This is a genomic window from Hymenobacter sp. BRD128 (genome assembly GCF_013256625.1).
GTDB lineage: Bacteria > Bacteroidota > Bacteroidia > Cytophagales > Hymenobacteraceae > Hymenobacter.
Genome location: NZ_CP053908.1, coordinates 737364 through 755113 on the forward strand (window position 1 = coordinate 737364; position 17750 = coordinate 755113).

The 17750-nt window shown below is 64.9% G+C and carries 18 protein-coding genes; 13 read left to right on the plus strand and 5 right to left on the minus strand.

Annotated elements, in window-relative coordinates; genetic code table 11:
• Positions 1 to 121: 121 nt before the first annotated feature.
• Positions 122 to 880: an SDR family NAD(P)-dependent oxidoreductase gene (locus GKZ68_RS03360; protein ID WP_173110716.1), complete on the plus strand. Its 759-nt coding sequence runs from the start codon at positions 122 to 124 to the stop codon at positions 878 to 880.
• A gap of 379 nt (positions 881 to 1259) precedes the next feature.
• Complete coding sequence (locus tag GKZ68_RS03365) at positions 1260 to 1883, plus strand: TIGR04282 family arsenosugar biosynthesis glycosyltransferase (RefSeq protein WP_173110717.1); 624 nt, start codon at positions 1260 to 1262, stop codon at positions 1881 to 1883.
• On the opposite strand, the gene GKZ68_RS03370 is transcribed toward GKZ68_RS03365, so the two are convergent.
• Positions 1864 to 3267, minus strand: coding sequence for a hypothetical protein (locus GKZ68_RS03370; RefSeq protein ID WP_173110719.1), 1404 nt, complete (start codon positions 3265 to 3267; stop codon positions 1864 to 1866). The two genes, GKZ68_RS03365 and GKZ68_RS03370, sit on opposite strands and share 20 nt — an antisense overlap.
• 18 nt (positions 3268 to 3285) lie before the next feature.
• The gene (locus GKZ68_RS03375) at positions 3286 to 3990 is read right to left on the minus strand and encodes a glycosyltransferase family 2 protein (protein ID WP_173110721.1); all 705 of its coding nucleotides are present in this window, start codon (positions 3988 to 3990) and stop codon (positions 3286 to 3288) included.
• A gap of 128 nt (positions 3991 to 4118) precedes the next feature.
• Here GKZ68_RS03375 and GKZ68_RS03380 point away from each other — a divergent pair, with 128 nt between their 5' ends.
• From GKZ68_RS03380 to GKZ68_RS03395, 4 genes are all read left to right on the plus strand, one after another.
• Positions 4119 to 5456 carry an NAD(P)/FAD-dependent oxidoreductase gene (locus GKZ68_RS03380; protein ID WP_173110723.1) on the plus strand — a complete coding sequence of 446 codons (1338 nt, stop codon included), beginning with the start codon at positions 4119 to 4121 and terminating at the stop codon, positions 5454 to 5456.
• A gap of 23 nt (positions 5457 to 5479) precedes the next feature.
• Entirely contained in the window at positions 5480 to 6832 is a 1353-nt protein-coding gene (locus tag GKZ68_RS03385) for a 4Fe-4S dicluster domain-containing protein (protein ID WP_173110725.1), read from the plus strand.
• 78 nt (positions 6833 to 6910) lie between these two features.
• Complete coding sequence (locus tag GKZ68_RS03390; RefSeq protein ID WP_173110727.1) at positions 6911 to 8371, plus strand: cellulose synthase family protein; 1461 nt, start codon at positions 6911 to 6913, stop codon at positions 8369 to 8371.
• A 145-nt stretch (positions 8372 to 8516) separates the two neighbouring features.
• A complete protein-coding gene (locus GKZ68_RS03395) occupies positions 8517 to 9038 on the plus strand; it encodes a rhodanese-like domain-containing protein (protein WP_173110728.1) in 522 nt (173 codons plus the stop codon).
• A gap of 101 nt (positions 9039 to 9139) precedes the next feature.
• On the opposite strand, the gene GKZ68_RS03400 is transcribed toward GKZ68_RS03395, so the two are convergent.
• The 3 genes from GKZ68_RS03400 to GKZ68_RS03410 all read right to left on the minus strand — a co-directional run bounded on the left by GKZ68_RS03400 (position 9140) and on the right by GKZ68_RS03410 (position 11659).
• Positions 9140 to 9751, minus strand: a complete 612-nt coding sequence (locus tag GKZ68_RS03400) for a DUF6134 family protein (protein WP_254244143.1) — start codon at positions 9749 to 9751, stop codon at positions 9140 to 9142.
• Positions 9752 to 9835: 84 nt separating this feature from the next.
• On the minus strand, positions 9836 to 10804 hold the full coding sequence (arsM, locus tag GKZ68_RS03405; protein ID WP_173110730.1) for an arsenosugar biosynthesis arsenite methyltransferase ArsM: 969 nt from the start codon (positions 10802 to 10804) through the stop codon (positions 9836 to 9838).
• Positions 10805 to 10846: 42 nt separating this feature from the next.
• The gene (locus tag GKZ68_RS03410) at positions 10847 to 11659 is read right to left on the minus strand and encodes a DUF547 domain-containing protein (protein WP_254244144.1); all 813 of its coding nucleotides are present in this window, start codon (positions 11657 to 11659) and stop codon (positions 10847 to 10849) included.
• Between the two features lie 99 nt (positions 11660 to 11758).
• Between GKZ68_RS03410 and GKZ68_RS03415 the strand changes: the two genes are divergently transcribed.
• The 7 genes from GKZ68_RS03415 to GKZ68_RS03445 all read left to right on the plus strand — a co-directional run bounded on the left by GKZ68_RS03415 (position 11759) and on the right by GKZ68_RS03445 (position 17747).
• Positions 11759 to 12853 (plus strand): BamA/TamA family outer membrane protein, encoded by a 1095-nt coding sequence (locus tag GKZ68_RS03415; protein ID WP_173110732.1) that lies wholly within the window; start codon positions 11759 to 11761, stop codon positions 12851 to 12853.
• A 74-nt stretch (positions 12854 to 12927) separates the two neighbouring features.
• Positions 12928 to 13617, plus strand: a complete 690-nt coding sequence (locus GKZ68_RS03420; protein WP_173110733.1) for a TIGR04283 family arsenosugar biosynthesis glycosyltransferase — start codon at positions 12928 to 12930, stop codon at positions 13615 to 13617.
• Between the two features lie 3 nt (positions 13618 to 13620).
• Complete coding sequence (locus GKZ68_RS03425) at positions 13621 to 14643, plus strand: NAD-dependent epimerase/dehydratase family protein (protein WP_173110735.1); 1023 nt, start codon at positions 13621 to 13623, stop codon at positions 14641 to 14643.
• Positions 14633 to 15460 carry an SDR family oxidoreductase gene (locus tag GKZ68_RS03430; RefSeq protein WP_254244145.1) on the plus strand — a complete coding sequence of 276 codons (828 nt, stop codon included), beginning with the start codon at positions 14633 to 14635 and terminating at the stop codon, positions 15458 to 15460. Before GKZ68_RS03425 ends, GKZ68_RS03430 begins: the two co-directional genes overlap by 11 nt.
• A 54-nt stretch (positions 15461 to 15514) precedes the next feature.
• Positions 15515 to 15847: an arsenosugar biosynthesis-associated peroxidase-like protein gene (locus GKZ68_RS03435; protein WP_068229436.1), complete on the plus strand. Its 333-nt coding sequence runs from the start codon at positions 15515 to 15517 to the stop codon at positions 15845 to 15847.
• Between the two features lie 69 nt (positions 15848 to 15916).
• Positions 15917 to 16966 (plus strand): arsenosugar biosynthesis radical SAM (seleno)protein ArsS, encoded by a 1050-nt coding sequence (gene arsS, locus GKZ68_RS03440; RefSeq protein WP_173110739.1) that lies wholly within the window; start codon positions 15917 to 15919, stop codon positions 16964 to 16966.
• A gap of 106 nt (positions 16967 to 17072) precedes the next feature.
• The gene (locus GKZ68_RS03445; protein ID WP_173110741.1) at positions 17073 to 17747 is read left to right on the plus strand and encodes an MIP/aquaporin family protein; all 675 of its coding nucleotides are present in this window, start codon (positions 17073 to 17075) and stop codon (positions 17745 to 17747) included.
• Positions 17748 to 17750 lie beyond the last annotated feature (3 nt).

Consider the following 17750-nt stretch of genomic DNA (forward strand, 5'->3'; position numbering starts at 1 on the left):
GGGATGCATTCCATAATGTTACTTGGTTACCTCGTGGTTACTGTTACTTTTGCCTACAAAGTTACCAAAAGTAACCTTGTGATTCTAGCTTTGCAGCTCACAATTTCAACTGAACTAGAAAATGAGCAAGCTCAAAAATAAAGTAGCCATCGTAACTGGAGCCTCGAAAGGAATCGGCGCAGCAATTGCCACCTATTTTGCCGCCGAAGGGGCCAAAGTAGTGGTGAATTATGCCTCCAGCAAAGAAGGGGCGGACCGCGTAGTGCAAGGCATCACCGATAACGGCGGCACGGCTATTTCGGTGCAGGCCGATGTGTCGAGCGAAGCCGATGTCAGCCGGCTGTTTGCCGAAACCAAAGCGGCATTCGGCACCCTGGATATTCTGGTCAACAACGCGGTCTTTCAGCAATTTCTACCGATTGACCAGGCATCGGTAGCAGCGTTTCATCAGCATTTCAACGTCAACGTGTTGGGGCCCGTCCTGACTATTCGGGCCGCGCTGGGCCTGTTTGGCGAGAAAGGCGGCACTATCATCAACATTAGTTCGGGAGCCAGCAAATCGCCGATGGCGGGCGTTTCGTTGTATTCGGCCACGAAGGCGGCCTTGGATGCCATCACGGTTTCGTTGTCGAAAGAGCTGGGGGCCAAGAACGTGCGCATCAATTCTGTTTTGCCGGGTGCCACGGAAACTGAAGGGGCCGCGAGCGCGGGCGTTACGGCGGGCAGCGAGTATGAAAAAATGTTTATTGCCAACACCCCGCTTGGTCGCCGGGGGCAGCCCGCCGATATTGCCAAAGCGGTTGTATTTCTGGCTTCCGATGAGGCCGCGTGGATTACGGGCGAGCAACTTTCCGTTTCGGGGGGGATGTACGGCTTCTAACAGGTAGTACTCCGCGCCTTCGTACCGGGGGCTCGTGCGGCCAGGAATTGACCAGAACAAGGCAAGGGCCCCGCTCGGATTTTCCGGCGGGGCCTTTTTCTGCTGCTGAACTCGAGGGGTAAGTAAGTCACTCCTCCGGGTACAGGGGCTGTTTTGGTTCGCAAATGCCGGGGCAGTGGCTTTTTGTCCGCAAAGCATCATGTCATTCAGTTATCAGTTGGAATCCTGGTCGTGGCCAGGCGTTGCGCAGCACCAACTGACCGGGCTCGTGCAATAGCATAAAGTACAGCCGGCTAGGGGTGCGGGCGCCCCGGCCGGGCCAAGTTTAAGTAGTTGGCCGTAGCTTGGTCCCTTGAATTTTTCAAGTTGAGAAGGCCGTATGAATCCTGCTGCTCCCGCTTCCCCGCACCTGCTGATTTTTGCCCGCGAGCCAGCGTTAGGACGAGTCAAAACCCGGCTGGCGGCCGGCATCGGGGCGGAAACAGCGCTGGCCGTGTACCGCGAGCTGCTGGCCCTGACCGCCGCCGCCGTCGCGGCGGCCCGGGTGCCGGCCACGGTCTGGCTGGCTGAGGCGCCGGCCCGCGCCGACCCGCGCCAGTGCCTGCCCGAATGGCCCGGCCTGCCCTGGCGCGTGCAGCCCACCGTGAGCTCGCTCGGGGGGCGCATGGCGGAGGCGTTTCGCGAAGCCTTTCGGGCGGGGGCTGGCCGGGTAGTCATTATTGGCACCGACTGCCCCGGCCTGAGCGCCGAGCTGCTGCGGCAGGCCTTCGACCAGCTGCTACGGCACGAAGTAGTGGTGGGGCCAGCCAACGACGGCGGTTACTACTTGCTGGGCATGAGGCAGCTGCACCAGGAGCTATTCGACAACAAAGCCTGGAGCACGGCCACCGTGCTGCCCGAAACCCTGGCCGATGCGGCCCGCCTGGGCCTGCGCGTGGCCCAACTGCCCAGCCTTCAGGACGTCGACTCGGCCCAGGACCTGGCTACCTGGCGCGGGCGCTAGCCCCCGGCCCTGGGCCGATGCGGCGCGGGGGCTGCCCGCGCCCCACGTAGTATTCGCCGGCTGCCCAGGCCAGCACACCGCCGTATTCGAGGGCTAGCAGCAGGCCGCTTTCGGCGTAGGCTGGGGTGCGGTAGGCTGCGTAGGAGAGCACCGCTAGCCCGGCCCACCCGCGCGCGTAGCGCAGCGGCGAAAAGCAGCTCAACGCCACCAACGGCACCAGGTACCAGGGATGCACGGTGGTGGCCAGCGCAAAGTAGCCGCTGAGCGTGAGCAGCAGCCAGTGCGGCAGTACTACCAGGGCGGCCCGCCCGGCCCGCCGCGCCAGCCACAAGGTGAGGCCGGCCGCGCCTAGCCCCAGCAGCGGCCCCAGGCCGCCGACCAGGTCATAGCCCGTGAGCCACTTCCCCAGGGCCAGCAGCACGTAAAATACGCTGGCATTGAACTCAAAGCGCTGAAAATAAAGGTCAAGGCTTTGGCCGAAATGCTCCGGCAGCTGCCCCGACAAAAACGGCAGAAATAGCACTAGCAGGCTGCCCGCCAGCACCAGCCCGAAGCGCCCGAGCTGAGGCCGGCCCAGGTGCCGGGCCAGCAGGGGCAGCGCCAGCAGAGGCAATAGCTTGGTGCCCACGGCCAGGGCCAGCGCGCCCGCCGCCGGGCGCAGTCGGCGCTGAGCCAGCAGCGCGCCCGCCAGCAGCAAAAAGCACACGACCACGCCCTCCATGTGCACGTTGCCCGCTACTTCTACTATCACCAGTGGATGCAGCAGGTAGGCCAGGGCGCGGCGGGCGGGCCAGCCGGCCCGCGGCAGCAGCCACAGCAGCAGCGCCGCCGCGCCGGCATCGGCCAGCAGCAGCGCCAGGCGCACCACCACCAGAAACCCGGCTTGGGAAGTAGGAAAAGCCCTTGCCGCCCCGCCGTACAGGGCCTGGCACACGGGCGGGTACACCGAAAAGTAGGCCGCCGAATTGAGCTGCGGCAGCAGGCGGCGCAGCTCGGCCATTGGCAGGGCGGCGGAGTCGGGGGGCGGGGAGCGCAGGAGCTGGCGGGGCGTTGCGGCAAACGGATTATAGCCGTGGCTAACCAGCAGGCCATCCCAGCGAAAGCGGTAGAAGTCGTCGCTTAGCGCGGGGGTAGCCGGCAGCCAGAGCAGCCGAAACAGCAGCGCGGCCCCCAGCCCCCAGCGCAGCGGCAGCCGCGTGTGCAGCAGCCACGCGTAGGCCGCGCCGGCCACCGCAAACAGCCCGAGCAGCTGCCCAAAGTGCGGGCGTGGGGTGGCGTAAGCCAGCGCCCAGTAGGCGGCCCCCGCCAGCAGCAGGGCCAGTAGCTGGCCGCCCCGCCGCCAGGGGCTGGGGCAGTAACTAGCTGGGGTGGGCGAGGTAGGCACTACGGCAAGGGGCTGAAATTACCAGTATTTAAAAATCGTCCACAAAATTTTGTAGCCCGCGCCCAGCGTGCCCCGCACCGTGCCCGAGACCTTGCTCACGCCGATGCGCCGGCGGTAGCGCACGGGCACTTCTGCCACGCGCAGGCCCAGGCGGGCGGCTTTAACCTGCATCTCCACCGTCCAGCCGTAGTTTGTGTCAACCATGCCCAGGCGGGCCAGCGCGTCGGCCCGGATGGCCCGGAACGGTCCCAGGTCGGTGTGGGAGCCGCCGTAGCGCAGGCGCAGCAGCCGCGCGGCCAGCCAGTTGCCCACGCGCTGCTGCGGCAGCAACGCCCTGCGCTCGCGCTGGCCCAGCGCCCGTGAGCCAATTACCAGCTCTGCCGCGCCGCGCAGAATGGGAGCGAGGAGGGCGGGCATCTCTTCGGGAAAATCGGAGTGGTCGCCGTCGAGAAATACGATGATTTCCGGGGCCCGGCCGGCCGGCTGGGCGGCGTAGTAAGCTAGCCCGGTGAGGCAGGCCTGCCCGTAGCCGGGGCGGGGCTCGGCTACCACCGTGGCCCCGGCGGCGCGGGCCGCGGCGGCCGTGGCGTCGGTCGAAGCATTATCAACTACCACTACTTCTTGAGCCAGGCCAGCCGGAATTTCACGCAGTACCAGCCCAATGGCTAGCGCTTCGTTGTGGGCCGGAATAAGCACGCCAATGCGTGGGTGGGTAGTCAACACAAGCAGCTGGGCAAAGGGCAGGCACAAAAGAACAACCGGGGTTCCGCAATCGGTTGGCGGGGGCAGTTACGTAGGTGCCGGGCCGGCCGGACTGATTGCCGCCGTATTCTAGCGTTCATTTGCGACTTATGCACCTCGTTATCATTGGCAACGGCATCACGGGCGTCACGGCGGCCTGCACGGCGCGGCGGCTGAATGCCAGTGCCCGCATCACGCTGGTTTCGGCCGAGAGCGCGCACCACTATTCGCGCCCGGCCCTCATGTACCTCTACCTGGGTCACTTACGCTACGCCGATGTGAAGCCCTACGAAGACTGGTTCTGGGCCGAAAACCGCCTGGAGCTGGTGCACGCCGAGGCTACCGGCGTCGATACCGCCGCCCGCACCGTGCAGCTGGCCACGGGCCAGGTGCTGGCCTACGACCGCCTGCTGCTGGCCACCGGCTCGGTGGTGCGCACGGCCGACTGGCCGGGGCAGCAGCTGCGCGGCGTGCAGGGCTTCTACGGCCTGCCCGACTTGGAGCGCATGGCCCGCGCTACCCAGGGCATCGGCCACGCCGTGGTGGTGGGCGGGGGCCTGATTGGCGTGGAGCTGGCCGAGATGCTGCACTCGCGGGGCATCCGCGTGACGTGGCTGGTGCGCGAGCAGCGCTACTGGCAGTCGGTGCTGCCCCCCGAAGAAGCGGCCCTGCTAACGGCGCATATTCGCCGCCACGGCATTGACCTCAGGCTAGCCACCGAGCTGCGCGAAGTGCTGGGCGACGCGCAGGGCCGGGTGCGGGCCGTGCTGACGACCACCGGCCAGGAGCTGCCCGCCGGGTGGGTGGGCCTGGCCACCGGCGTAACGCCTAATCTCGCGCTGGCCCAGGCCGCCGGCCTGGCCACCGACCGGGGCATTCTGGTAAATGAGCTGCTCGAAGCCAGCGTGCCCGGCGTGTACGCGGCCGGCGACTGCGCCCAGCACCGCCAGCCGGCCCCCGGCGAGGTGGCCGTCGAGCAGCTCTGGTACACCGGCCGGATGCAGGGCGAAACCGTGGCCCACACCCTGTGCGGGCAGCCCACGCCCTACCGGCGCGGGCAGTGGTTCAACTCGGCCAAGTTTTTCAGCCTCGAATACCAGACCTACGGCCGCGTGCCCGCCCAGGCTGGGGCCGATACCGCCAGCTTCTGCTGGCAGCACCCCAGCGGCCGGCACCTGCTGCGCCTCAATTTTCGACTTTCCGACCACGCCGTGACGGGCGTCAACGCCCTGGGCCTGCGCCAGCGCCAGGCCGTATGGGAGCGCTGGCTGGGCGAGCAGACGCCCATCGGCACCGTCGTGGCCCAGCTGGCCGCGGCCAATTTCGACGCGGAGTTTTCGCGCCAGCACGAGCCGGCCATCCGGCGCGCGTTTGCCCGGCAGTTTCCGGCCATTCCGCTGGCGGGGCGCCCGCGCCGCCGGGGGCTTTTCGGTGCCTGGCCAGGGTAGTTATTTTTTCATAAGACCAACTCATGCAAGACTTTCCTGCTCCTTCGCTGGCCCTGGCGCCGCCGCCGGCGGCGGCTACCCCGCCCGGCGAAAAACCAGCTCTGGCGGCCGTAGCCCTGGGCCTGCTGGCGCTGCTGGCCGCCGCGGCCGATGCCGATGCCGCCCGCGCGCAGCTGAGCCTGGGCATTGCTCTGGCCCTGCTCAGCGGCGGCGCGCTGGCCTGGGCGTGGCTGGCGTTTGGGCGCGCCGAGGCTGGCTGGCACCCGCACGACCTCTGGCGGCGCGCCAGTACCAGCCGGGGCGCGGTGGCCTGGGCTAGCGGGCTAGCCCTCACCGGCTTCTACGTGGTGTTGTACTGGTTTCCGTGGCTGCTCACCAACCTTATCCGCGCCCTCGACCCCTTCAGCCAGAGCCTGCGCCACCGGGTGGCCGACCAGTGGTTTCTCTACGGCACCTTCTACACCCTGGCGGTGCTGGTGCTGGGCGGCCGGGCGCTGTGGAAATACCGCTTTTCGCGCTATCACTTGGCGCGCACGGCCTCGGTGATGTTCTTTCAACTGGGCTTTAGCTTTCTGCTGCCGGGCCTGCTGCTGGCCCTGCAGCAGCCCGAGTACTACTTCACCTATTTCTGGCCGCTGAAGTACGACTATCTTTTTCCCGGCACGGTAGCGCAGCTGCTGCACGGCGGTGGGCTAGGGGTGTTTATGGTCTTCTGGGGCGTGGTGATGGCCTTCGTAGCCACGCCGGTCCTGACCTACTTCCTGGGTAAGCGCTGGTACTGCGCCTGGGTGTGCGGCTGCGGTGGGCTGGCCGAAACCGCCGGCGATGCCTACCGCCAGCTCTCCGACAAAAGCCGCCAGGCCTGGCGCTGGGAGGTGCGCCTCATCTACCCCATTCTGGGGCTGATTGTGCTGCTCACGGCGCTGCTGTGGCTGGGGGCGTCGGGGGCAGTGCCGGCGCTGGGCGTGGTCACGGGCCCGCTGGGGCAGTTCTACGGCTTCATGATTGGGAGCGTGTTTTCGGGCGTGGTCGGGGTAGGGTTTTACCCCTTGCTGGGCTCGCGGGTGTGGTGCCGCTTTGGCTGCCCCATGGCTGCTTACCTGGGTTTGTTGCAGAAGCACTTCTCGCGCTTTCGCATCAGCACCAACGGCGGGCAGTGCATCTCGTGCGGCAACTGCTCCAACGCCTGCGAGATGGGCATCGACGTGAAGCAGTATGCCCAGTGCGGCGCGCCCATTGTGCGGGCGGCCTGCGTGGGTTGCGGCCTCTGCGCCACGGCTTGCCCCCGCGGCGTGCTCAACCTGGAGAATGGCCCGCGGGCAGGCCGGCTGGCCGGCTCCGCCTTTATCCACGCCGATTCGCTGCGAATTTTGTAGCGCAGGCTGCTCCCGCGAAGCAAAAAGCACGTCGTCGGCCGCCGCTAGCCGCCGGGTATTTCCGTTTCCTGTTCAATAATGCTTTTTCTCGAAACCGGGCTGGTCGTTGTTTACCTGCTGTGCCTGGTGTTTATGCTTGGCTTTAGCCTCACGCAGTGGCAGCTTACCCGGCTGGCGCGCCGGGCCCGCCCCGTGCCCGCGCCGCCCGCGCCCGCCACGTGGCCGCTGGTGACGGTGCAGCTCCCCGTGTACAACGAGCTGAATGTGGTTGCGCGCCTCATCGAGGCCGCCGCCGCCCTCGACTACCCGCCCGGTCGCCTGCGCATTCAGGTGCTCGACGACTCGACCGATGAGAGCGTGGCCCTGGCCGCCGCCCGCGTGGCGCACCACCGGGCGCTCGGAACGGCTATTACCCACGTGCGCCGCCCCACCCGCCACGGCTACAAGGCCGGGGCCCTGGCCCACGGCCTGGCCGAAACCGACGGCGAGCTTATCGCCATTTTCGATGCCGACTTTCTGCCCGCGCCGGATTTTCTGCGGCGCGTCATCCCGTATTTCGACAGCCCCGACATCGGGATGGTGCAAACCCGCTGGGGCCACCTCAACGAAGACACTTCCCTGCTCACGCGCCTCCAGGCCTTCGGGCTGAACGCGCACTTTCTGGTGGAGCAGGTGGGCCGGCAGGCGGGGGGGCACTTTCTCAATTTCAACGGCACGGGCGGCGTGTGGCGGCGCACCTGCATTGCCGACGCCGGGGGCTGGCACGCCGATACGCTTACCGAAGACCTTGACCTGAGCTACCGCGCCCAGCTGCGCGGCTGGCGCTTTCGCTACCTGCCCCAGGTGGTGGCGCCGGCCGAGCTGCCGGCCCGCCTCGATGCCCTGCAGTCGCAGCAGCACCGCTGGAACAAGGGTGCCGCCGAAACCGCCCGCAAGCACCTCGGCCACGTGTGGCGCGCCCCGGCCTTGTCCGTGGCTACCAAGCTGCATGCCACGTTTCACCTGCTCAATAGTACCGTGTTTGCCGTTATCCTGGTAATGGCGCTGCTGAGCGTGCCGCTGGTAGCGGTGCGGGCTCACCAGGCTGCGTTCGAGCCCGCTTTCGAGCTTGCCGCCGGGTTTGTGCTTTTGCTGCTGCCCTTGGTTTATTATTACTACACCGCCTGGCAGCGGGCGGGGCCGCCCGCCGGCCGCTGGTTCGGGCCCACGCTCGGGCTCTTTTTGGCCTTGTCGATGGGCCTGGCGCTGCGCAACGCCCGGGCGGTGCTGCTGGGCTTTCTGCGCCGGGCCTCGCCTTTCGTGCGCACCCCCAAGCTGGGGGCCGGGCACGTGCCCGCGCGGCCCGCTCACCGCTACCACCCGCGCGAAGCTAGCCAGCTCCCCCTGGCCGAGGGCGTGCTGACGCTGTATTTTCTGGCGGGGTTAACGGCCGGGGTTTATTACGGCCGCTATGGCCTGGTGCCGTTTCATGTACTGCTGGTAGTGGGCTTCGGCACGCTCACCGGCTATGCCCTGCGGCAGTGGCTAGCCAGCGACTAAGGCGTGCCGGTCCTGCTGAACGCTACCCGGCTGCGCCCCCGTAGCTTAGGCGGCTGGCCGGGGCGTCTCCGCACTACGTAGCGAGCGAAGTGGCCGCCCGGCTAGCCTGGCTCGCCAAGTAGTTTTATTTTTTCAGCAATCACCTATGAAACGGTTTTTCCTTGGGCTGGGGGTGCTGGCGCTGGTAGGGCTGGTAGTCTGCCTGCGCCGCAAACCCGCCGCACCCTCCACCACCAACGGCCTCTACTCGGCCATGCTGCGGGGGCTGCTCCACGAGTCGGTGCCTTTTGTGAGCGTGGCCCAGCTGCGGCACGCGCCGGCCCCCGTTCTCCTGGACACCCGCGAGGCCCCGGAGTTTGCCGTTAGCCATTTGCGCGGGGCGCGGCTGGTGGGTTACACTGCCTTCTCGCTGGCCGAAGTGCACGATTTGCCCAAGGATACGCCCATCGTGGTGTACTGCTCGGTAGGGGCGCGCAGCGAAAAAATCGGCGCCCAGCTCAAGCAGGCTGGTTTTACCAACGTGCGCAACCTTTTCGGCGGCCTCTTCGAGTGGGTCAACGAGGGCCAGCCGGTTTATACGGGCGCCAATCAACCCACCGCGCGGGTGCACGCCTACTCGCCTGCCTGGGGCATCTGGCTGCAGCGCGGCCAGAAAGTGTATCAGTAGTGCACTGCGAGTCGGCAAAACCCTGGTTAGCCCGAGCCCAGGCGAGCAGCTGCGCAGCTCGCCTGCTACCCCTAGCCTCTAGCACTGGGCCGGCCGCCCCGCTAGGGTAGCAGGCGGATGATAAAGTTCTTCAGCGGGTTTTTCTTGATAATCGTAACCAGCTGGCCGTTGGTGTAGTGGTACTCATCTTCGCGGCCGTCGCGCTCCGCCTGGTACGTGCCGGGCTGGCCCTTGGTCAGGGCAAAGTAGTCACCGAAGTATTCGGCAAAGGCCCGGGCCTGCCCCGCCGGTGGCTCACCAAAAAACATATTGGTTACCGCGTAGCGAATGGGCTGCGTCTCGGTAGCCTTGTAGTGGTGCTTGTACTGGTCGGCCACGATGTCGTAGTGGTCGCCCTTCCACTCGGCCTTCGAGGCAAAGTCGCCCTGGTTGGTGTGCGCCTCCACCGTCGAGAGCAGCAGCTGGCCGTTGCGAAAATGGTTGGTTACCTGATAGTAAATCTTGAGGTGGTAAAACAGAAAGTTCACTTTCACGTCGCTCACCAGCGAGTACACCTGGTCGGGCCCCACCGGGGCCTGCCGCGTGGCCGTCATCGTGCCCACCCGAATGCCCGCTACCTCGATGCCATAGCGCCGCACGTCGGCCCCGACGGGCCGGGTGGCCACGGCCGGCGCTGGCGGGGCACTAAGAAAAAGCAGGGTGAGTAACACCATTAGTTACTAAGCATTAAACGAAAGAACGTCATGCTGACCGCCGGGAAGCATGACGTTCTTTGTGCAGAGGATTAGGCTAGCCGCTTAGCAGCAGCCCCCGCCATCGTAGTGGTAGGTAGAAGGCGAGATAAACAGGTCGTCGCGGCCCAGCGCCGCCAGGGCTCCGGCAGTTTTGTCGCACACGGCCAGGGGCTGGTTTTGCAGCAGCACGTGGCCCTTGTGGTCGTCAAAATACTCTTCTTGGCCATAGTAGATAGCGGTGCGACCCGTAAAGATGCACGGGCCATCGGCCGGCATGGGGTCTTTAATGGCGCACACCTCTACGCTCTCGATATAAATCAGCTCATCAGTGGCGTAGTGCTGGGGCGAGAGCACGCGGTAGGCGCGCCGGGCGCGCACTTCCACGGTGCCGAAGCCTACTTCGGTAATCATATTCAGGTACTCTTGCAGGGGCAGCGAGCCGGTGAGGCACAGGGCGCGCAGGCGCTCATCGGCGCGCAGCTCGTCGCTCATGGGCTGCTCGCAGGTGGGGTCCGACATCACGAGGCGGCCGTGGGGCTTGAGTACGCGGTACGTCTCCTGCAGGGCGCGGCGCAGGTCGTCGAGCTTGAAGATGTTGAACAGGCAGTTTTGGGCCGCCACGTCCACGCTCTCGTCGGCCACGGGCAGGTGCAGGGCATCGCCGGCGCGCAAATCAATAAACTCACTCCGGAACCAGTCATTCTGCTCTTCGGCCGTTTGCATGTTGGCGCGCGAGGCATCGAGCATTTCGCTCACCACATCCACGCCAATCACTGCCCCCGGGCGGCGGCTGAAATACGCAAACTGCAGCAGCTCCATGCCCCCGCCCACGCCCACGTAGAGCACGGTGGGCGAGTTGGTCAGGTCGCGCGGGTTCACGGTACTGCCGCAGCCGTAGTTCATGCTCAGCATGCGCTGCGGAATGCTCAGGCCGGGCAACTGCCAGACGGGGTTAGTGGTGCAGCAGAGGCCCACCTGGGGCTCCTGGGCCGCCTGGCGGTACACGTCGGCGGTTGTTTCGAGGTAACTCATGAAGGGGGGCGAAGAAATGTATTGTGAAGCTAAGCCGGGTGCCTACTGTTTGTTCAGATTCCAGTTGTAATCCAGGTAGGTAATCTTGGTGTTGGCGTCGATTTTGGTGGCAGAGTAGCGGTTCACCCACTTCACCACCGACTGCCCGTTCTTTTCCCAATCGCCCTTGTACCAGTCAAAATACTTCGAGAGCTGGGCGTCCGGCTTACTGATTTTATTTTTGGCCGGGTTATTTAAAAAGTCGTGGCCTTGGTCATCCAGCTGCTTTTCCAGCTGTGCGGCGGTGTAGGCCTCATTGCGCAGGCGGGGGCAGGAAATGGAGGCGCACACCAGGGTAAAATGGATGCGCGGGTCGTCAAACTTCTTGCGCAGGATGCCGTGCTCGATGTTGTCGAGGCTCATTTTTTCGCCCCCAATGCTGAAAAATTTAGCCGCCCAGGGCGTGGTCACGAATGGAATCTTGATTTTCGAGCCAATGTCCTTGATGCTCTGCACCGGGTAGTGGTCGAGGATGAGGCGGATGGTGTAGGCGTTGTAAGCGTTTATCCAGTAGGCCATCTGGTCGGCCTTGCTCCAGTTGGCGGCCGGCGGGTTCTTGCTCAGCAGGGCCAGGTACTGATTAAAAGCCGCTTCGTCGGCCTTAAAGCCCACGTAACTGACCAGTCCCTGCGCGGTAACGTGCTTTTTGAGCAGCTTGTCGAACGCACCGTGGTCGACGGGCGTGCTGGCGGCGGCAGCGGTGTAGGCCGGGGTGGGCACGGGGTTCAGGCGGGGCCCCACCACGGCCACGGCGGTCAGCGTGCCGGCGGCTAGCGTCAGGGCGGCCAGGGTCGAGGTTTTCATGAGCTTGTTCATCGGAAGGTATCTACGGCAAACGGGGGTAGCAAAGATTGCCGGCCGGCAATCCTTCTGCCGCAGCTATTTCGTAGACTTCGGAAATTTGTTCAGCTTCCCATGCCCCTAGTCACCGTGCTGCTGAGCTTTGCCGGGCTAGCCCCTGCCGATACGGTGCTCCCTAAACGCCTGGCCCTGATTCCGGTACCCATCGTGTACTACACGCCCGAAACCCGGCTAGCCTACGGCGGGGCGGCCACGGCCACGATTCGCTTTCGGCGCGACGATGGCTTTGCGGCCGCTCGCCCTTCGCAATTCACGCTGGCCTTGGCCTACACCCAGAACCACCAGCTGCTGCTGTACCTGCCTTTCCAGGCCTTTTACGACCACAACCGCTACTATGCCTACGGCGAGGCGGGCTACTATCGCTACAACTATTATTTCTACGGCCTGGGGCAGCAGCAGTTGCCGCGCGAGCTGTACGGCGTAAATTTTCCGCGGGTACGGGTCAATGCTTTCCGGCGCGTGGGCGCTGGCCTGGGGCGGGGCCGGCTCTACGCCGGCCTGCGCTACCAGTACGAAGATTACCGCATAAGCAGCGTAGCGGCGGGCGGGCTGCTGGCGGGCGGCACGGTGGCGGGCGGCCGGGGCAGCCGCCTCACGGGCGGCGGGCTGGGCCTGTTCTACGACGCGCGCGACAACGTATTCTTTCCCCGCAAGGGAGTAGTGGCCGACCTGAGCTACTTCATCCGGAACCGGGCAGCGGGCGCGGGCCCGGCCGGCGAAACGACGCGCTTCGACCGGTACGTGGCCGATGTGTCGGAATACCATTCCTTGGGTCAGCACGCCGTGCTGGCCGTCAACTATTTCGCTAGCTTTGTCGTGGGCACGGCGCCGTTTAATGCGCTTTCGCTGCTGGGCGGCTCGCGGCGGCTGCGCGGCTACTACGAGGGCCGCTACCGCGACCAAAACGCAACGCTAATCCAAGCTGAGGTGCGCCTGGACGTCTACAAGCGGCTCGGGGCCGTGGTGTTCGGCGGCGTGGGTACGCTCGGCGATGACCAGACCCCGCTGCGCCTGCGGGACCCAAAAGGGGCGTGCGGGGCCGGCCTGCGCTTCACGGCCAACCGGCGCGACCACCTCAACGTGCGGCTCGACTATGGCGTGGGGCAGCAGTCGAGCGGCTTTTATTTGACTGTAGGAGAGGCTTTTTAATCTGGTTAGCATTGGCTTTAGCACCGTCTTTGGCAATTAAGCCGGAAGTTGCAGTCCCGTAGCAGTTTTGCCCCATGCTCAGCGTCATCATCCCTACGTATAATGAAGCGGCCAACATCGGCCGGCTGGTGGCCGACTTGCGCCGCCACGCGCCGCCCCAGGCCATCGAAATTCTGGTAGTAGACGCGCGCAGCCCCGATGGCACCGCCGCCGCGGCCCGCGCCGCCGGGGCCACCGTGCTCGACTCGCCCCGGCCCGGCCGCGCCGCCCAGATGAACTACGGGGCGCAGCAGGCCCAGGGCGAGGTGCTGTACTTTGTGCACGCCGACGTGGGCATTCACCCCGACTACGTCGCCACCATCCGGGCGGCCGTGGCCCGGGGCCACGCGGCCGGCTGCTACCGCTTCCGGTTCGATTCCGAGCACCCGCTGCTGCGTATTAATAGCTACGGCACGCGCTTTAAAGGCATCATGAGCCGGGGCGGCGACCAGACGCTGTTTGTCACGCGGGCACTGTTCGAGCAGCTAGGAGGCTTCAACGAGCAGTTCGTCATTATGGAAGACTTCGAGATTATTCAGCGCATTCGGCGGGTGGCTAGCTTTCACATTGTGCCGCTCAATGTGGTGGTGTCGGCCCGCAAGTACGAAACCAATGGCTGGCTGCGCGTGCAGCTGGCCAACCTGACGGCCTTCGCCATGTACTTCCTCAAGCTGCCGCCGCCCCGCATTGCCCGCACCTACAAGCTGCTGCTCAACTACCGCTAGCCCATGCTTCCTCGCGTGCTCGTGACCGGTGCCAACGGCTTTTTGGGTCGCCACCTCGTGGCCGAACTGCTGCACCGGGGCTACCCCGTGCGGGCGGTGGTGCGGTCCGGCCCGGGGCTAGCGACGGGCACTTCATCCCTGCCACCCTTGCAGACATTACCTATCGAGGTGTGTGAGCTGGACTTATCCCAAATAATGCGTAAAGAGGCCCTGGCCGATACTATTAATGGCTGCGGGGCCATTATCCACGCCGCCGCGCTGGCGCAGGTGAATCCAGCCCGCAGCCGGGCCATTTGGGACACCAATATCCACGGCACCGAGCAGGCGCTGCGGCTAGCCCGCAAGGGAGGGGTAGAGCGTCTGGTGTACGTGGGCACAGCCAATGTCTTCGGCTTTGGCACCAAAGCCCGGCCCGGTGACGAGACCCGGCCCTACGCCGGCCGCCGCTACGGCCTTGCCTACATAGATAGCAAGCGCGCCGCTACCGACCGCGTGCTAGGCGCCGTAGCCCGCGAGCAGCTGCCCGCCGTGCTGGTACATCCCACTTTCATGCTAGGCCCCGGCGATGCCAAGCCTACCTCGGGCGCCCTGCTGCTGGAGCTGCACCGCGGCGTCCTGCCTGGCTACCCGCTAGGGGGTAAAAATTACGTGCACGTGCACGATGTGGCTGTGGCTACCGTCAATGCCCTCACACAGGGCCGCGTGGGCGAATCGTACATTCTGGGCAGCGAGAACTTGAGTTACCAGGAAGTCTTTACCCTCATCGCCAAGGTGCTGGGCGTATCACCGCCCCGCTGGCCGGTGCCGCCGCCGCTGGCCAACTTTTACGGCGCGGTGTGCGACCTCAAGGCCTTCTTCACCGGTCGGCCGGCCCAGGTAAATTCGGCGATGGTGGCCGTGGCGAACGATGGCCACTACTTTACCCCGCAGAAAGCCCGCCGCGAATTGTCGCTTCCCCAAACATCCATCAAACAAGCCGTGGCCGAGGCCTTCGACTGGTTTACCACCCACGGCTATGTCCAGTAACCCCAGCGGCCCGCTCACGGGCCAAGTCGCCTTGATTACGGGGTCCGAGTCGGGCATCGGCCGCGAAACAGCCCGCGCCTTTTGCCAGCAGGGTGCGGCCGTGGTGCTCAACGGCCGCCAGGCCGAGCGCCTGGAGCACACCCGCCAGGCCCTCGCCGCCGAGGGCTTCCAGGTGGCCGCCTGCGTGGCCGACGTCACCGACTATGCCGCCTGCGAGCAGTTGGTGGCGGTGGCCATCGCCCGCTTCGGCCGGCTCGACATCCTGATTACCAACGCCAGCATTTCCATGCGCGCATACTTTCTTGCTATGCAGCCCGAAGTATTTCGGCGGGTGCTCGATAGTAACGTGTACGGCTCGGTATATCCCCTCAAGGCGGCGCTGCCCCACCTGCTGCGGGCCCGGGGCAGCGTCACGTTTATCTCCTCCATCTCGGCCCTCAATGGCATGCCCAGCGGCTCGGCCTACTGCGCCGGCAAGGCCGCGCTGGCCAACCTGGCCCACACCCTGCGCCTGGAGCTGGCCGACACGGGCGTGCACTTCGGCGTAGTGCACATCGGCTTTACCCAGAACGACCCCGACAAGCGGGTGCTCGACGCGCTGGGCCGGCCCGTGCCCATTGCGCACCGCCCGCCGCGCTGGCAAAAGTCGCAGGCGCAGGTAGCGGCCATTATTGTGCGCCACATCCGGCGGCGGCGGCGGCGCACCGTTATTTCGGCCCTGGGCCGCCTTATCCTGGTGGTGCATGCGCTGCTGCCCCGGCTCGGCGACTGGGTGGTGCTAACTTCCCAGCGCCGATTGCGCAACTTCTACGAGTAGCCGGCCGGCAATCTGACTACCACTCTTTTTTCGTAATTTTTTTAAACCCTGCGCATGGAAACGTATTATAACCCTGCCGACCTCAAAAAATTCGGCAACATCGGCGAGTTTCAGAAAGAGTTTGCCGATAAATTCTTCGCCTACTACGGCGCTGTTTTCGCCGAAGGTGCCCTCACGGCCCGCGAAAAATCGCTTATTGCCCTGGCCGTGGCCCACGCCGTGCAGTGCCCTTATTGCATCGACGCCTACTCGGCCGACACCCTCGAAAAAGGCTGCACCGAGCCCGAAATGATGGAGGCCGTGCACGTGGCCGCGGCCATTCGCGGCGGCGCCACCCTGGTGCACGGTGTGCAGATGATGAATAAAGTTAAAGAGTTATCCATGTAAACCGTAGCGCGGACTTTTAGTCCGCGTTTGAACGTTCCTGACGCGGACTGAAAGTTCGCGCTACTCATCATGACAAAATCTCTTAAGGCCACCGGCAACCAACTAGCCGATTCGGCTTTTCAGCTGACCGTGCTGCGTCAGGAAGTGGTGGAGGTGCTGCACCTGCCGCCTTTTCACCAGAAGATGCAGGCGGCGGGCCTGTTTCCGCTGCGGCCGGTGGCGCCGGCGGTGCTCCAAATCAACGTGGGCAAGATGTGCAACCAGGTGTGCAAGCACTGCCACGTGGATGCCGGCCCCGACCGCAAGGAAATCATGACCCGCGACACGATGCAGCTCTGCCTCGATGCGCTGGCGCAGACGGATATTCCGACCGTGGACCTCACTGGCGGGGCGCCCGAGATGAACCCCGACTTCCGCTGGTTTGTGGAAGAAATCAGTAAGCTAGGTCGTAAAGTATTGGTGCGCTGCAACCTGACTATCATCGTGGCCAATAAGAAGTACCACGACCTGCCCGAGTTCTTCAAGCAGCACGGGGTGGAAGTCGTTAGCTCCCTGCCATTTTACTCAGCCGATAAAACCGACCGCCAGCGCGGCGACGGCGTGTTTGCCGATTCCATTCAGGCCCTCCAAATGCTGAACGCCGTGGGCTACGGCCAGCCCGGCAGCGGCCTAATTTTGAACCTGGTGTACAACCCGGCCGGCGCGTTCATGCCCGGCCCGCAGGCGGCGCTGGAGCAGCAGTTTAAGCGGGCGCTGCTCAAAGACCACGGCATTGTCTTCAATAGCTTATTTGCCATCACCAACCTGCCGGTGAGTCGTTTCCTCGACTACCTCGTCGAATCGGGCAACTACGCCGGCTACATGGAAAAGCTCGTTACTGCCTTTAACCCGGCGGCAGCGGCCGGCGTGATGTGCCGCGATACCATTTCCGTAGGGTGGGATGGTGGCCTCTACGACTGCGACTTCAACCAGATGCTCGACCTGCACGTGGCTAGCCCTAGCCAGCATATTCGCGACTTCGACGCGGTGGCTCTCGCCCAGCGGGCCATCGTGGTCAACCAGCATTGCTACGGCTGCACGGCCGGGGCGGGCTCCAGCTGCGGCGGCACCGTGGCATAGGCAGGGCCGGTGGCCAGCATGACCATAGCTAATAATCATCCTAAAGCAGGCGCTTTCCTTCTGTTTCTGAGTGCCTGGCCTGCTGGGCCCCAAACCCGGCCTTCGTATGACCCCCACCTTCCGACAGTGTCTATTGGCCGAAGTGCTTGGCACTGCCTTTTTGCTGATTTTTGGTACCGGCGCGGTGGTAGTAGACGAACAAGCGCACAACCTGGGCCACGGCGGCGTGGCCGCCGCTTTTGGGCTGATAGTGCTGATTATTATTCAAAGCCTTGGCCACGTGAGCGGCGCCCACGTTAACCCCGCGGTAACCATCGGGTTCTGGGCGGCGGGGCGTTTTCCGGGCCGCCGGGTCGGGCCCTACGTGCTGGCCCAGCTAGCCGGTGCCCTTATCGGGAGCGGGCTAGTGTGGCTGGTGGCTACTCCTGGCTCGTCGCTGGGGGCAACGCTCCCCGCACACGGGGCGGGGCAGGCGTTTGGCATCGAGCTGGGCCTTACCTTCTGGCTCATGCTTGTCATCCTGCGCGTTACGTCGAGCTACTACGAGCAAGGGCTGCTGGTTGGGCTTACCATCAGCGCCACGGTGGGGCTCGAAGCGCTGGTCGGCGGCCCCCTCAGCGGAGCTTCCATGAACCCGGCCCGCTCACTGGCGCCCGCCCTGCTGAGCGGTAATTTAACCGCTGCCTGGGTTTACGTAGCGGCCCCAGTAGCTGGCGCGCTGCTAGCCGTACTGGTTGACCACTTTTTGCAACCCAGGCCATTAAAAGACTCCGCCCTATAGCCT